General features: G+C 70.4%; 15 protein-coding genes and 1 riboswitch. Of the genes, 7 read left to right on the forward strand and 8 right to left on the reverse strand.

All coding sequences use genetic code 11. The features are described 5' to 3' along the window. Positions 1–9: 9 nt before the first annotated feature. Together ACGH7X_RS19170 and thiC are read right to left on the reverse strand one after the other, a co-directional pair. On the reverse strand, positions 10–1,491 hold the full coding sequence (locus ACGH7X_RS19170; protein WP_399886615.1) for a VWA domain-containing protein: 1,482 nt from the start codon (positions 1,489–1,491) through the stop codon (positions 10–12). A 93-nt stretch (positions 1,492–1,584) separates the two neighbouring features. Beyond that, positions 1,585–3,378, reverse strand: a complete 1,794-nt coding sequence (gene thiC / locus ACGH7X_RS19175) for a phosphomethylpyrimidine synthase ThiC (protein WP_399886616.1) — start codon at positions 3,376–3,378, stop codon at positions 1,585–1,587. Continuing rightward, positions 3,371–3,560, reverse strand: a riboswitch (TPP riboswitch). It overlaps the preceding gene by 8 nt. A gap of 71 nt (positions 3,561–3,631) precedes the next feature. On the opposite strand from thiC, the gene ACGH7X_RS19180 reads away from it, so the two are divergent. Next, on the forward strand, positions 3,632–5,164 hold the full coding sequence (locus ACGH7X_RS19180; protein ID WP_399886617.1) for a YibE/F family protein: 1,533 nt from the start codon (positions 3,632–3,634) through the stop codon (positions 5,162–5,164). A 48-nt stretch (positions 5,165–5,212) separates the two neighbouring features. Here ACGH7X_RS19180 and ACGH7X_RS19185 read toward each other — a convergent pair whose 3' ends face one another. From ACGH7X_RS19185 to ACGH7X_RS19200, 4 genes are all read right to left on the reverse strand, one after another. Further along, on the reverse strand, positions 5,213–5,650 hold the full coding sequence (locus tag ACGH7X_RS19185; RefSeq protein WP_217163131.1) for an SsgA family sporulation/cell division regulator: 438 nt from the start codon (positions 5,648–5,650) through the stop codon (positions 5,213–5,215). 99 nt (positions 5,651–5,749) lie between these two features. Next, a complete protein-coding gene (locus tag ACGH7X_RS19190) occupies positions 5,750–6,484 on the reverse strand; it encodes an IclR family transcriptional regulator (protein WP_399897163.1) in 735 nt (244 codons plus the stop codon). Between the two features lie 308 nt (positions 6,485–6,792). Further along, complete coding sequence (locus ACGH7X_RS19195) at positions 6,793–7,005, reverse strand: DUF5326 family protein (protein ID WP_007388908.1); 213 nt, start codon at positions 7,003–7,005, stop codon at positions 6,793–6,795. 176 nt (positions 7,006–7,181) lie between these two features. Next, the gene (locus ACGH7X_RS19200) at positions 7,182–7,499 is read right to left on the reverse strand and encodes a cupin domain-containing protein (protein ID WP_399886618.1); all 318 of its coding nucleotides are present in this window, start codon (positions 7,497–7,499) and stop codon (positions 7,182–7,184) included. Between the two features lie 59 nt (positions 7,500–7,558). Here ACGH7X_RS19200 and ACGH7X_RS19205 point away from each other — a divergent pair, with 59 nt between their 5' ends. From ACGH7X_RS19205 to ACGH7X_RS19230, 6 genes are all read left to right on the forward strand, one after another. Next, positions 7,559–7,936, forward strand: coding sequence for a phage holin family protein (locus ACGH7X_RS19205; RefSeq protein ID WP_399886619.1), 378 nt, complete (start codon positions 7,559–7,561; stop codon positions 7,934–7,936). Between the two features lie 5 nt (positions 7,937–7,941). Then, on the forward strand, positions 7,942–8,436 hold the full coding sequence (locus tag ACGH7X_RS19210; protein WP_399886620.1) for a low molecular weight protein-tyrosine-phosphatase: 495 nt from the start codon (positions 7,942–7,944) through the stop codon (positions 8,434–8,436). After that, the gene (locus ACGH7X_RS19215) at positions 8,433–9,611 is read left to right on the forward strand and encodes a cystathionine gamma-lyase (protein ID WP_399886621.1); all 1,179 of its coding nucleotides are present in this window, start codon (positions 8,433–8,435) and stop codon (positions 9,609–9,611) included. The genes ACGH7X_RS19210 and ACGH7X_RS19215 overlap by 4 nt, the downstream gene beginning before the upstream one ends. Positions 9,612–9,851: 240 nt before the next feature. Beyond that, positions 9,852–10,757 (forward strand): LysR family transcriptional regulator, encoded by a 906-nt coding sequence (locus ACGH7X_RS19220; RefSeq protein WP_399886622.1) that lies wholly within the window; start codon positions 9,852–9,854, stop codon positions 10,755–10,757. 70 nt (positions 10,758–10,827) lie between these two features. Beyond that, the gene (locus tag ACGH7X_RS19225; RefSeq protein ID WP_217163145.1) at positions 10,828–11,310 is read left to right on the forward strand and encodes an NUDIX domain-containing protein; all 483 of its coding nucleotides are present in this window, start codon (positions 10,828–10,830) and stop codon (positions 11,308–11,310) included. A gap of 88 nt (positions 11,311–11,398) precedes the next feature. After that, positions 11,399–12,265 (forward strand): GNAT family N-acetyltransferase, encoded by an 867-nt coding sequence (locus ACGH7X_RS19230; RefSeq protein ID WP_399886623.1) that lies wholly within the window; start codon positions 11,399–11,401, stop codon positions 12,263–12,265. 82 nt (positions 12,266–12,347) lie between these two features. Here ACGH7X_RS19230 and ACGH7X_RS19235 read toward each other — a convergent pair whose 3' ends face one another. Further along, positions 12,348–12,767 (reverse strand): heme-binding protein, encoded by a 420-nt coding sequence (locus ACGH7X_RS19235; protein WP_399886624.1) that lies wholly within the window; start codon positions 12,765–12,767, stop codon positions 12,348–12,350. Between the two features lie 132 nt (positions 12,768–12,899). Continuing rightward, positions 12,900–14,111: an MFS transporter gene (locus ACGH7X_RS19240; protein WP_399886625.1), complete on the reverse strand. Its 1,212-nt coding sequence runs from the start codon at positions 14,109–14,111 to the stop codon at positions 12,900–12,902. Positions 14,112–14,175: the final 64 nt, after the last annotated feature.

Genomic DNA, 14,175 nt, shown 5'->3' on the forward strand with positions numbered 1-14,175 from the left:
GGCAGCGCGTCAGAGGATGCCCGCCCGGCCGGCGGCAGTGATCCAGGACGGGAACTCGGAGAGCAGGCGGTCGTACAGCTCCGGGTCCGGTACGGTGCCGATGTCGTCGACGGCGAAGAAGCCGACATTGTCGACGCGACGGCCCGGCAGGGTGTCGAAACGCTCCAGCACCCCGTAGCTGGCGCGCCCGAGCCCCACGAACTGCCAGAAGACCGGCTCCTCCACGGCCTTGCGCAGCTCCCGCTCGATCTCGGCGTCGCGGTAGACGCCGCCGTCGGAGAAGAACAGCACCAGGGTCGGAACCGGTGCAGGGTTGTCCCGGACGAAGGCACGGACCTCGGCGATCACCTTCTGCTCCTCGTTCTGGATACCGACCGCCCGCATGTCCACCTGCTCGGGGTGCAGGCCCTTCTTCCTGCCCCGGCGGAACAGACTGATCTCCCCCACGCGTACGTGCAGCCGCAGCCATGCGGGCAGCTCGCCCAGACGCAGGTCGGGCAGCCGCGCCGGGTTGGAGGCGAAGGTCCATGCCTGCATCTCCCCGTCGTCGTCCAGCTGCGCGGCGACGGCGGCCATCCGCTCCACGACGTCCGCGACCACGCCCTTGGAGTAGAGGAGGGACATGGACCCGGAGGCGTCCAGTACGAGCACGACGCGCGCGGTGACGCCGGCCGCCCCGTGCTTGCTCAGGCTGACCGCCACCTGCTCCTTGCGCAGGGACAGCCGCTTGCGCATGTCCACGGGCAGCCGGTCCTCACCCTTGGTGAGACGGGGGCCGGTGGAGTCCGAGGACGGCGTCGGCGCTACGGGCGGCGCCGTGGGAGCCGGCGGTGGTACGGGTGCGGGTGGCGCGGGCGTCGGGGGAGCCGTTGCCGCAGGCGGTACGGCGGCCTGGGCATCCGGGGCGTCCGGGGCGGCAGTCTGCGGTGCGGCTGCCGCCGGGGGAGCGTCGTCCACGGAGATGCCGAAGTCGGTGGCCAGCCCCGCGAGTCCGGAGGCGTATCCCTGGCCGACCGCGCGGAACTTCCACTTCCCCTGGCGCCGGTACAGCTCGCCGCCCACCAACGCGGTCTCCGTCCCTGCCGTCATGTCGAACCTGGCCAGCTCGGTGCCGGCCCCGGCGTCCAGCAACCGCAGCGACAGCCCCGGAACCCGGCCGAACGTCCCGCCGTCCGCCGAGGCGCACAGGGCGATGCGTTCGACGGCCGGTTCCACCGAGTGCAGGTCCACCTCGACGGCGTCGGTCGTGACACCCGCGTCCGCACCGGGAGCACCCCGCTTGCCCAGGTGCCGCACCGCGCCGGACGTGTGACGGGGCTGGTTGTAGAAGACGAAGTCAGCGTCGTCCCGCACCCGTCCGGCCGAGGTGAGCAGCAGCGCGGAGGCGTCGACCTCGGGGACACCCGGCCCGGCGGACCAGACGAGTTCGACGCGCACCGCGGGGAAGTCGACGGCGACGTTGGCACCCTTGCTGAGGGAGGTGGCTGTCATGCGCCCAGTCTGCCGAGCGGGACCCCCCGGCGGGGAGAGGGCGGCCCCCACGGCCTGTCCCCTCCCCTCCTCACTCCAGTCCGCTCAGTCCGCTCAGTCCGCGATCGGCAAGTACACGCGGTTGCCCGCCGCCGCGAATTCCTGCGACTTCTGCGCCATGCCCTCCTCGATCTCGGCCTTGCTTCCCCCGTGCTCCCGGCGAATGTCCTGCGAGATCTTCATGGAGCAGAACTTGGGCCCGCACATGGAGCAGAAGTGGGCCGTCTTCGCGGGCTCGGCCGGCAGGGTCTCGTCGTGGAACTCCCGTGCCGTGTCCGGGTCGAGGGCCAGGTTGAACTGGTCCTCCCACCGGAACTCGAACCGGGCGTCGGACAGCGCGTCGTCCCACTCCTGTGCACCTGGGTGACCCTTGGCGAGGTCGGCGGCATGGGCGGCGATCTTGTAGGTGATGACGCCGGTCTTGACGTCGTCACGGTTGGGCAGGCCCAGGTGTTCCTTGGGCGTGACGTAGCAGAGCATGGCCGTGCCCCACCAGGCGATCATCGCGGCACCGATGCCGGAGGTGATGTGGTCGTACGCTGGCGCGACGTCCGTCGTCAGCGGGCCGAGCGTATAGAATGGAGCTTCATCGCAGATCTCCTGCTGAAGGTCGATGTTCTCCTTGATCTTGTGCATCGGGACATGTCCCGGGCCCTCGATCATGGTCTGTACGTTCAAACGCTTGGCGATCCGGTTGAGTTCCCCGAGTGTGCGCAATTCGGCGAACTGCGCCTCGTCGTTGGCGTCCGCGATCGAGCCCGGGCGCAGGCCGTCGCCGAGGGAGTACGTGACGTCGTAGGCGGCGAGGATCTCGCAGAGTTCCTCGAAGTTCTCGTACAGGAACGACTCCTTGTGGTGCGCCAGGCACCACGCCGCCATGATCGAGCCGCCGCGCGAGACGATGCCGGTCTTGCGGTTCGCGGTCAGCGGCACGTACGCCAGGCGAACGCCCGCGTGGACCGTCATGTAGTCCACGCCCTGCTCGGCCTGTTCGATGACCGTGTCCTTGTAGATCTCCCAGGTCAGCTCCTCGGCCCGGCCGTCGACCTTCTCCAGGGCCTGGTAGAGCGGGACGGTCCCGATGGGGACGGGGGAGTTGCGCAGCACCCACTCGCGGGTCGTGTGGATGTTGCGGCCGGTGGAGAGGTCCATGACCGTGTCGGCGCCCCACCGGGTCGCCCAGGTCATCTTGTCGACCTCCTCCTCGATGGAGGACGTCACCGCCGAGTTGCCGATGTTGGCGTTGACCTTCACCAGGAACCGCTTGCCGATGATCATCGGCTCGATTTCGGGGTGGTTGACGTTGGCGGGCAGTACCGCACGTCCCGCCGCGATCTCCTCGCGGACCACTTCCGGCGAGACGTTCTCCCGGATGGCCACGTACTCCATCTCCGGGGTGATCTCGCCGCGGCGTGCGTACGCGAGTTGCGTCACCGCGGTGCCGTCCCGCCCCCTGCGCGGTTGGCGCGGCCGTCCGGGGAAGACGGCGTCGAGGTTGCGCAGGCCGCCGCGCGGCGAGGTGTGCTTGAGTCCGTCGTCCTCGGGGCGGACGGGACGGCCCGCGTACTCCGCGGTGTCCCCGCGGGCGATGATCCAGTTCTCCCGCAGCGGCGCGAGTCCCCTGCGGACGTCGGTGTCGACGAGCGGATCGGTGTACGGGCCCGACGTGTCGTACAGCGTGACGGACTGCCCGTTGGTGAGGTGCACCTGACGGACCGGCACCCGCAGATCGGGGCGCGAGCCCTCGACGTACGCCTTGTGCCAGCCGATGGACTTCCCGGCCTCCGCGGTCTCCTCCTGGGCGGAGTTCTGCGTGGAGGCAGGCGTGCGTGCGTCCTTGATGGTCATGAGACCTACTCCCTACGCCGGCATTACCCGGTAACAGGTTCGGCGGTCGACGCAGCGGATTCCGTCTGTCGACGCTTCGTGGGATACGTCACTCGACTTCGGTGACGTTTCCCGTGAAACATCGCTGGGACGGAGGTCAGCGCCCTCTCAGCCCGGTGCTCCGAGCTCCCGCGTGTACAAAGGTGGCTCCACGCTAGCGCCCATTCGGGCGCGGTGAACAGAGGGCCCCCCTCGTTCTTGCGATGATCGGGCGGTGACCACACCGCAGCATCCCCCCTTTCCGCCGCACGAGCCCCACCGCGGACCGGACGCCGAAGAGGGCGACAGCCGTGCAGCCGGCCGCGCCCCCGTCGGCGCTCACGACGCGCACGAAGGCAGACAGGATGCGGGCCACGGACACGGGCCGGGCCAGGCGGGGCACGGACACGGTGGCGGCGGGCAAGGTGGCGGCGGGCAAGGTGCGGGCGGCGGGCACGGACACTCCCACAGCCACGGCCCGGCGGCGCCCGTCTCCCGGCATCTGCGCAAGGTCATCGCCGCGATCCTGATCCCCTTCGCCGCGGCGGTGGTGGTCGGGCTCGCGGTGCTGTGGCCGGGCGGTGCGCCGCCGCACGAGCGCACCGGGGTCGGCTTCGACCGGCAGACCCAGCAGGCCACCGTCACCAAGGTGGTCGAGCTGAGCTGTCAGTCGGTCAACGCCTCGGGCGGTACTCCGACCGGCGACACGTCCACCGCCGAGGGTTCCTCCGCGGTGCAGCAGGCGAACGGCGACTGCAAGCGGGCGACGATCCGCGTCGACACCGGCGAGGGCAAGGGCCGTACGTTCACCGAGATCGTGCAGCCGGACCAGTCACGGCAGTTGCACGAGGGCCAGAAGGTCGTGGTCGCCTACGAGCCGTCCGCGCCCGAGGACCTGCAGTACTCGGTGACCGACATCAACCGCCGACTCCCCCTGGCCCTGCTCGCCGGCATCTTCGCCCTCGCCGTCGTGGTCGTCGGACGGCTGCGCGGCCTCATGGCGCTGGTCTCGCTGGCCATCAGCTTCCTGCTGCTGAACTTCTTCATCCTGCCCGCGATCCTTCAGGGCTCGAACCCACTGGTCGTCGCGGTGGTCGGGTCCAGCGCCATCATGCTGATCGCCTTGTACCTGTGCCACGGGCTGTCGGCCCGTACGTCCGTGGCGGTGCTGGGCACCCTGATCTCGTTGTTGCTGATCGGTCTCCTCGGATCGCTGTTCATCGGCTGGGCCGCGCTCACCGGCAACACGGACGACAACACCGGTCTCATCCACGGCCTGTATCCGTCGATCGACATGAGCGGCCTGCTGCTCGCCGGGGTCATCATCGGTTCGCTCGGTGTCCTCGACGACGTGACGGTCACCCAGACGTCGGCGGTCTGGGAACTGCACGAGGCCAACCCGACGATGGGCCGGCGCGGGCTGTACCGCGCGGGCATCCGCATCGGTCGCGACCACATCGCCTCGGTCGTCAACACTCTCGTCCTCGCCTACGCGGGCGCCGCGCTGCCCCTGCTGCTGCTGTTCTCGATCGCGCAGAGCGGTGTGGGGACGGTCGCCAACAGCGAGTTGGTCGCGGAGGAGATCGTGCGGACGCTGGTCGGCTCGATCGGCCTGGTGGCGTCCGTGCCGGTCACCACCGCCCTGGCTGCTCTGGTCGTGGCGGCGGACCGGCCCGCCGACCGGCCGGCCCAGGCCGCGGGGGCGGCGCCGGGGACGGGCGCGACAGCGCCGGCACGTGGCGGGCGGGGCCGTCGCCGCAAGCGCTGACGCGCCCGGCGAAGCGTTACGGCACCGCCGCAGGGCTGCCGTAACGGTTCACCCTGCGCTCTGTTCCTCCGCCAGGATGCGGTCCAGGGCCTCGTCGAGGTGGGTGTCGAAGTCGGCGAGCGCACCCTCCTGGCCCAGTGGCACCAGCTTGTCGGTGCGGTCGAGGAAGGCGACCAGAGGTGCCGCGGAGGAGCGGAACAGCGCCTGGTCGCCGCCGACCTGAAGGCGGATCAGCACCTCGGCGAGCGGTTCCGGATCGACCGGTGCGATGCGCACGTCCCCGTCGCCGCACGGCCGGCCCACCCCGTCGACCAGCAACTCCCGGCCGAAGGCCCAGGTCACCGGCGCGTCCCCGGGCAGATGGAAGGTCAGGCGCACGGCATAGGGATCACGGGTCTCGTAGCGCAGCTCCACCGGAATGCGGAAAGAGAGCTCCTCGGACACGAGAAAGCTCATCATGACCTCTGCCTGTACGGACTCGCCCATCGCCTACCCCGTCATTCGCCGTCGACTGGCCGGGAATCAAACCTCTAACACTGGTGGCATCTTGCTCAACGTACACACCAGATCACAAGGAGTGAGTTTTCAGATACTGATAGAGATCGCGAGCGACCCCAGAAGCCGCCCCACCTCGTTCTGCAACCGCTGCGCCGCGGGCAGCACCCGGTCCGCCTGATGAAGCGGCAGGGAGATGGCCATCGTCGCGGCCGTGGTGCCGACGGTGATCGGGATCGCCGCGCAGACCGTCCCCAGGGCGTACTCCTGGCGCTCGGTCACCGGCGTCATCCGCCGCGTGCGTTCCAGCCGTTTCAGCAGACTGTGTCCGTCACGCACCGTGTACGGCGTGAGCGGCCGCACGGGGTAGCGGTCCAGGTGGTCGCGGCGGGCGTCCTCGTCGAGCTGGGACAGCAGGCACTGCCCGATGGCGTGCGCGTGCCCGGTCTCGCGGAAGTCCGCCCACTCCTCGACCGCCGGATTGCCCGGGGTGTCGGAGACGCACATGATCTCGATCTCGCCGTCCCGGTACATGGCGTAGTACACGGGGACACCGATCGCGTCCCGCCAGCGCGCCAGTGTGTCGACCACCGTGCTGCGACGTTTCTGCTCGGCCCCACTGCTGCTCAGCTGCTCGGCGGCGTCACCGAGGAAGAACAGCCCCTTCTCCCGGCGCAGGTAGCCCTCGTGGACCAGGGTGCGCAGCAGGTGGTACGCCGTGGGCAGTGCCAGCCGTGTCTCGCGGGCCAGTTGCTTGGCGGGGGCGCCGTACTCGTGCTCGGCGACGCACTCGAGGAGACGCATCGCCCGCTGTACGGAGCCGATGAGCGTCGCGGAAGGCGGGTCGGCGGAGGGTGGCGCTGGGGGTGTCCGAGGCGTCGGGCAGGGCTGCACGGGAAGGGTGTGCAGCGGGGCGAATGCGGTGTCAGCCGTGGCCAAGGGTCACTCCCGGAACGCGAGGGGCAGCCCGTGCGGGGAACACGGGTGGGGGTGTACGCCGTTCGCGAGGTCGCCCCCGCGTGGAGTTCCGGACTCTAACCGCCGGTCACCGCTCGCCGACGGCCCGTCCGGGAAACTTCCCCCGCCCGAGGGAACCGGTGGTTCCTGTTACCGCCACCGGTGTCCCTCTGCTCTCACCAGTCGCTGCGCGACGACGAGCTCGACATGAACTTGCGTACGACGTAGATCAGTCCGCCGACGAGCGCGACGAAGACCAGCAGCTTGAACAGCAGTCCGATCACGAACCCGACCACGCTGGCGATCAGCCCGCCGAACACGACCAGAGCGATGACCGGCACCGCGATCCACTTCACCCACCACGGCAGTCCCGTGAAGATCTCTCGCATCGCCCTCGTCCTTACCTCTCCGCCCGTCCGAGTGCCGGGCCCTTCGTCGGCCCGGTCGCCCGCTGGGAATCCTCTGATGTCCTGCACTCGATGCTAGAGCCGCGAGGGTCCCGGCAGGGCCCTCGCATCCCTTGTCTCCCCCTGACCGATCCCCTAGGGAACCCCGGGGGTCGGGCTCAGCTCTCCGGTGGAGAGAACATCACCAGAACCCGCAGGTCCTCGGCGATGTGGTGGAACTTGTGGGCGACCCCCGCCGGCACGTAGACCACGCTGCCGCGGGCGACCTGGGTGGTCTCCATGCCCACGGTGATCGCGGCCCGCCCGCTCACCACGAAGTACACCTCGTCCTGCGCGTGCGGCTTCTGCGGGTCGGTCGTTCCCGCGTCGAGGGCGTACAGACCGACCGACATGTTCCGCTCCCGCAGGAACTGCAGGTAGGCACCATCGTTGGCGGCGCGCTCCGCCTCCAGTTCGTCCAGCCGGAATGCCTTCATCGCCTCGTCCGCCCCTGCCTCACCGTTCGTGTCCGACCGCGTCTGCCACGATCAGACACATGAAGAATTTCCTAGTCAAGACGATCGCCAACGCTGGCGCCCTCGCCGTCGCCGTGTGGCTGCTCGACAAGATCACCCTCACCGGGGGCAGCACCGGGGAGAAGGTCGTCACACTGATCGTGGTCGCCCTGGTCTTCGGCCTGGTCAACATGCTGGTGAAGCCGATCGTGCAGGTGCTGACCTTCCCGCTGTTCATCCTGACCCTCGGCCTGTTCACGCTGGTGGTCAACGCGCTGATGCTGTTGCTCACGTCGTGGGTGGCCGACAAGCTCGATCTGAGTTTCCACGTCGACGGGTTCTGGACCGCCGTTCTGGGCGGACTGATCATCTCGATCGTCTCCTGGGCCCTCAACGCGTTTCTGCCCGACGGGGACTGATCGCGATGACCTACCGCGTCTGCTTCGTGTGCACGGGCAACATCTGCCGCTCCCCGATGGCCGAGGCCGTCTTCCACGCGCGCGTGGCGGACGCCGGGCTCGACGACCGGGTCGAGGCCGACAGCGCCGGCACCGGCGGCTGGCACGAGGGCGAGGGCGCCGACCCGCGCACCGTGGCCGTCCTCGCGGAGAACGGCTACGAACTCGATCACCGGGCCCGCCGGTTCCGGCAGTCCTGGTTCTCCCGCCTCGACCTCGTCATCGCCCTCGACGCCGGGCACCTGCGGGCCCTGCGACGGCTCGCGCCCACGGAGCAGGACGCGGCCAAGGTCCGCCTGCTGCGGTCGTACGACCCCGCCGCCGACAGCGGTGACCTGGACGTCCCGGACCCGTACTACGGGGGCGTGGACGGCTTCGAGGAGTGCCTTGAGATGGTCAAGGCGGCGAGCACCGGACTGCTCGCCGCGGTACGAGAGCAAGTGGAAGGACGGGCGGCATGAGCGATTCCGCTACGAACGACAGAGCAGGTACGGGCACGGGGAGACCCGCTTCCGGCCCCGGTGACGGCACGCGCGCGGTACGCGCCGGGCTGCCCGAACCCGTCAAGCACGAGCCGACCCTGCCCGGCCCCGTGTTCGCCGCCCACTTCCACCTGCCGGGCGACCCGACCGGTCCGTACACCTACGGCCGTGACGAGAACCCGACCTGGACCCACCTCGAGCGCGCCATCGGCGAGCTGGAGGACCCCGGGCGCACCGGCGTCGAGACGCTCGTGTTCGCCTCGGGCATGGCCGCGATCTCCTCGGTGCTCTTCTCCCAGCTGCGGGCCGGGGACACGGCCGTCCTGCCCGACGACGGCTACCAGGCGCTCCCGCTGGTCCGCGCGCAGCTGGAGGCCTACGGCATCGAGGTGCGCACCGCGCCGACCGGCGGGGACGCCCAGCTCGACGTCCTGGACGGGGCGAAGCTGCTGTGGATCGAGACGCCGTCGAACCCGGGGCTCGACGTGTGCGACGTACGCCGGCTCGTCGAGGCGGCACACGCGCGCGGGGCCCTGGTCGCCGTCGACAACACCCTCGCCACGCCGCTCGGGCAGCGCCCGTTGGAGCTGGGCGCCGACTTCTCGGTGGCCAGCGGCACCAAGCAGCTCACCGGCCACGGCGACGTCCTCCTGGGCTACGTGGCCGGCCGTGACGCCGGGGCGATGACGGCCGTACGGCGATGGCGCAAGATCGTCGGAGCGATTCCCGGCCCGATGGAGGCCTGGCTCGCGCACCGCTCGATCGCCACGCTCCAGCTACGGGTGGACCGGCAGGACGCCACCGCCCTCAAGGTCGCCGAGGCGCTGCGGACACGGCCCGAGATCACCGGGCTGCGGTATCCGGGGCTGCCCGGCGACCCCTCGCACAAGATCGCTTCGCAGCAGATGCTGCGCTACGGGTGTGTCGTGTCCTTCACGCTGTCCACGCGCGCGCGTGCCGATCGTTTCCTCGATGCGCTGCGCCTGGTGGAGGGCGCGACGAGCTTCGGCGGAGTGCGTTCCACCGCCGAGCGGCGCGGACGGTGGGGCGGGGACGCGGTGCCGGAGGGCTTCGTGCGGCTTTCGGTGGGCGCGGAGGATCCCGACGACCTGGTGGCCGATCTGCTGCGGGCGCTGGACGAATCGGCGGGCTGACGCCGCCGCGCAGCCCCTTCGTACCCTCACCGGCCGGGCCCGGCCGGGTGCGACGGACGGTCCGAGCCTCCCCCCTCGTGGCTCGGACCGTCCTCCGGTTCCCCGCGCGAAGAACCGCGCGACCAAGGCTAGTTGACTGTGTGTCAGTGTCCAATCACAGTAGCGACAGCGACCTATCGACATATTTATAGTTGGGTCCGCCGGGGGCTGGAGAAGAGCAGAAGAGGGGACGGGCTTTCCGTGGATCTGGCCTTGCTGCGCACCTTCGTCACCGTGCACCGGGCCGGTTCCTTCACCCGCGCGGCCGCCCTGCTCGGCCTCTCCCAGCCCGCCGTCACCTCGCAGATCCGTACGCTGGAACGCCAGCTCGGCCGCCCGCTGTTCCTTCGGCAGGCCCGCGGCGTGACCCCGACGACCATCGGCGACGAACTCGCCCACAAGGCCGCACCGCATCTGGACGCCCTGGTGGAGGTCGCCGAGACCGGGCTGGAGGACGACTCCTCCCTGCGCACCCTGCACCTGGCCGGACCGCCCGAGTTCACTGCCGAACGGGCGCTGCCCGCGCTCACCGAGCTCACCGGCGAGGACGGACAGGTCTTCGCCCTGCGCGCCTCGTTCGGGAACGCCGAGGAAACCCTGGAGGGCCTGGCCGCCGGGCATCACGATCTGGCCATCGGCACGGCCCGTCCCCGCGGCGCACTCCTTACGGCGACTGCGCTCTGCGACGAGGAACACGTTCTGGTCGCCGCGCCCGACTGGGCGGAGCGCGCCGGTGTCGAAAAGCTGGACAGCGCCGACGCGCCCGCTCTGGAAGACGTCCCCGTGGTCGAGGTGCACGAATCGCTGCCCTTCGTGGCCCGCTACTGGGCCTCCGTCTTCGATGCCCGCCCGGCCGCCCCGGGCACAGTCGTCGCTCCCGACCTGCGTGCGGTTCTCGCCTGCACGGTCGCGGGCGCCGGACTCGCCGTGCTGCCCCGCTATCTGTGCGCGGAGGCGCTGGAACACGGCGACATCGTCGCCCTGCATGATCCGCCGGTGCCGCCGTTGCGGACGTATTTCCTGGTGGTGCGTACCGGCACGTTGGCGATGCCGCACATCGCCCGGGCCCACGAGTGGCTGCTGCGCGCGGCCGCCGACTGGAACTGAGCCGGTGGACTCGCGAACCGGGGGTGCGTCGCGATGTTTCACGTGGAACCAGCCGGGCCACATTTCTCCCATGACCGTCCGACCCGTGGTCAAGCGCACCGCACGCGCCGTTCTGCTGGACGGCGACCACCTGATCCTGATCAAGCGGACCAAGCCCGGCGTCGACCCCTACTGGGTAACTCCCGGAGGCGGGGTCGAGGCGGACGACACCACCGTTGTGGACGCCCTGCACCGCGAGGTGTACGAGGAACTCGGCGCCAAGATCAGCGATGTGGTGCCCTGCTTCGTGGACACGGTGGAGCACATCGGCGAGGACGGTGGCGCGACCGGCGTGAAGGTGCAGCACTTCTTCGTCTGCCACCTGGAATCCATGGACCCGTCCCTGCGGCACGGCCCCGAGGTCGACGAGCCCGCCGGTGAGTACGAGATCGTCAGGGTGCCGTTCACCCGGGTCGGGATCGCCTCCGTCCACCTCGTGCCGCTGTCACTGCGGCACTATCTGGACGGCAACATCGAGGGAGTGCGTGCCATGCACGCACCCGACCTCGGCTGAGCCGCGCAGTCACGACATGGCCAAAAGGTTGCCCGTTCCACCGGAAACAGGTGGACGCGGACGGCCGCTGTCGGACAGCCTGACCTGCGTGCCGACACCTTCCCTCGCCTCTGCGCCGATCCGCCGTCTGACGCTCCGCGATCTCACCGCCTGCGCCGACCTGTCCGAGGACCGGGGGTGGCCGCGCGAGGAGCACAAGTGGGGGTTCCTCCTCACAGCCGGAAAGGGGTACGGCATCGACGACCCCGGCGGCGGTCTCGTGGCCGCCTGCACCGTCACCGAGTACGGACCACAGGAGCGTCCGGCGCTCGCCGCCATCGGCATGGTGCTGGTGGCCGAGCGGTACGCGCGAAAGGGCGTCGGACGCCGGCTGATGCGCCACGTCGTGTCCGCCCTGGGCACCACCCCCCTGACGCTGCACTCGACTCCGTACGGCCGCCCGCTCTACGAGGAGCTCGGCTTCAAGGTGACGGGCGGCGCGGAGATGGTGCGCGGGCGTTTCGCTCCGGGCGGGCCGGAACCGAGGACCGTCACTCGCGCGGCCACCGCCGAGGACCTCACCACGATCCTCCGCCTCGACGAGGAGGTGTTCGGCGCGGATCGCACCCCCATCGTCACGCGGCTGCCCGCCTTCGCCGACCAGCTCCGTGTCGCCGAGGAGGACGGTCGGATCATCGGGTACGCCGCGGCCTGGCCGAACATGGACACCCACGTCGTGGGCCCGCTGATCGCCCGGGGCACCGAGACGGCCAAGGCACTGATCGGCTCCCTCGCCGCCCGCACCGGCCGACCGCTGCGCACGGACATCGACGTACGGCACGAGGAACTGCTGTCGTGGGTGAAGGAGCGCGGCCTCGCGGCGGTCGCTCCCAACGCGGTCATGACGTACGGGATCACCGAGCTTCCAGGGGACTGGACCCGGAGGTTCGCGCCACTGACGGTGGCCGCGGGCTGACTGCGGCGGTACGACCTGCGCCACGACGAAGCCGGCCCCCGGGGGCTCCTGGAACCAGCGGTCGGACGAACGGCGGCTGCCGTCAGAGGAGGGTCTTCACGGCGGTCGAGGCGAAGGCGTGGTCCTGCTCGGGCGCGCCACCGCCCACCCCGATCGCGCCGATCAGCCGACCCTCGCGATGCACGGGCACGCCGCCCGCGATGAACAGCAGCGGCCGGTCGAGTGCCGTGGGCAGGGTGTGGAAGAGCCCTCCTGGCTGAACGGCGTCGACCAGGTCGGCCGTGGGGGCGTTCAGCTGGAGCGCCGTGTAGGCCTTGCGCGTGCTGGTCTCCCCGGAGATCAGCACGGCACGGTCGTCCCGCCGGAAGGCGAGCAGGTGGCCGCCGGCGTCGAGAACCGTGACGCTGACGGTGACGCCGGCGGCCTCGGCGGCGTGGCGGGCGACGGCGACGAGGGCTTCGGCGTCCTGGATCGTCAGCGGGGCGAGGGCGGTGGCGCTCATGGATGTTTCTCCTTGGTCGGTGCGGTTGGTGCGGTTGGTGCGGTTGGTGCGGTGCCCCGGTGGTCGTCGAGGCGGAATCGGCCGTGGTGCGCAAGGACGGCCCTGGCCCCGCGACCCCACGGCCGGGGTCGTTCAGCGGTGGACGGCGGCGGCTCGCTGCTCGGCGGGCACGGAACCCGCGACGACCGGCCCGGGAGCGCCGTCGCGCCGTTCCAGGGCGGCCGAGACGAGGGCGAGGACGAGGGCGGCCGCGGCGAGCGCGGCGCCGACCCAGTTCGGGGCGGTGTAGCCGAAGCCGGCGGCGATGACGACGCCGCCGAGCCAGGCGGAGAGCGCGTTGCCGAGGTTGAAGGCGCCGATGTTCACGGCCGAGGCCAGCGTCGGGGCGCCGTGCGCGTGGTCCAGGACGCGCTTTTGCAGCGGCGGGACGGTGGCGAAGCCCAGGGCACCGATCAGGACGACGGTCACGGCCGCCGCGATCTTGTTGTGCGCGGTGAGCGTGAAGAGGGCGAGTACGACGGACAGCGCGCCCAGGGAGATGTACAGCATGGGCATCAGGGCGCGGTCGGCGAACCTGCCGCCGACGAGGTTGCCGCCGACCATGCCGAGGCCGAAGAGGACCAGCAGCCAGGTGACCGAGCCATCGGCGAAGCCCGCGACATGGGTCATCATCGGCGCGATGTAGGTGATGGCGGCGAAGACTCCGCCGAAGCCGAGAACGGTCATGGCCATCGCCAGCAGGACCTGGGCGTTCTTGAACGCGGCCAGCTCGTGGCGCAGCCGCACGCCCTCTGCCCTGGGCACATCGGGGACCAGCTTGGCGACACCGGCCAGGCCGACGACGCCGAGCGCGGCGACGACGGCGAAGGTGAACCGCCAGCCGACGGACTGCCCGATCAGCGTCCCCAGCGGGACGCCGACGACATTGGCGACGGTCAGCCCGGTGAACATCATCGCGATCGCGCCGGCCTTCTTGTGCGGAGCGACCAGGTCTGCCGCGACGACCGATCCGATACCGAAGAAGGCGCCATGGGCCAGCGAGGCGACCACGCGGCCGATCAGCATGACGGAGAAGGCGGGGGCGAGGGCGGAGAGCAGATTGCCGACGATGAACAGGCCCATCAGCAGCATCAGCATCCGCTTGCGCGGGACCCTCGTGCCGAGCACGGTCATCAGCGGGGCGCCGAACATCACGCCGAGCGCGTATCCGGTCACCAGGAATCCGGCGGTGGGGATGGAGACCCCGTAGTCGCTCGCGACCTCGGGCAGCAAGCCCATGATCACGAACTCGGTCGTTCCGATCCCGAAGGCCCCGATCGCGAGGGCCAGAAGCGCGAGAGGCATGGAGGAGTGCACCTTCCAGATGATTGCAGGAGCGCTTTGCGTGCGTTCACAATAGTTGCACACG

Source organism: Streptomyces sp. BBFR51 (genome assembly GCF_044591655.1).
Classification (GTDB): Bacteria; Actinomycetota; Actinomycetes; order Streptomycetales; family Streptomycetaceae; genus Streptomyces.

Coding starts and splice junctions, on each gene's coding strand:
- thiC (WP_399886616.1), bottom strand. CDS start 3,378: ATGACCATCAAGGACGCACGCACGCCTGCCTCCACGCAGAACTCCGCC.
- ACGH7X_RS19195 (WP_007388908.1), bottom strand. CDS start 7,005: ATGCGAGAGATCTTCACGGGACTGCCGTGGTGGGTGAAGTGGATCGCG.
- ACGH7X_RS19205 (WP_399886619.1), top strand. CDS start 7,559: ATGAAGAATTTCCTAGTCAAGACGATCGCCAACGCTGGCGCCCTCGCC.
- ACGH7X_RS19225 (WP_217163145.1), top strand. CDS start 10,828: ATGACCGTCCGACCCGTGGTCAAGCGCACCGCACGCGCCGTTCTGCTG.
- ACGH7X_RS19185 (WP_217163131.1), bottom strand. CDS start 5,650: ATGGGCGAGTCCGTACAGGCAGAGGTCATGATGAGCTTTCTCGTGTCC.
- ACGH7X_RS19235 (WP_399886624.1), bottom strand. CDS start 12,767: ATGAGCGCCACCGCCCTCGCCCCGCTGACGATCCAGGACGCCGAAGCC.
- ACGH7X_RS19215 (WP_399886621.1), top strand. CDS start 8,433: ATGAGCGATTCCGCTACGAACGACAGAGCAGGTACGGGCACGGGGAGA.
- ACGH7X_RS19170 (WP_399886615.1), bottom strand. CDS start 1,491: ATGACAGCCACCTCCCTCAGCAAGGGTGCCAACGTCGCCGTCGACTTC.
- ACGH7X_RS19240 (WP_399886625.1), bottom strand. CDS start 14,111: ATGCCTCTCGCGCTTCTGGCCCTCGCGATCGGGGCCTTCGGGATCGGA.
- ACGH7X_RS19200 (WP_399886618.1), bottom strand. CDS start 7,499: ATGAAGGCATTCCGGCTGGACGAACTGGAGGCGGAGCGCGCCGCCAAC.
- ACGH7X_RS19210 (WP_399886620.1), top strand. CDS start 7,942: ATGACCTACCGCGTCTGCTTCGTGTGCACGGGCAACATCTGCCGCTCC.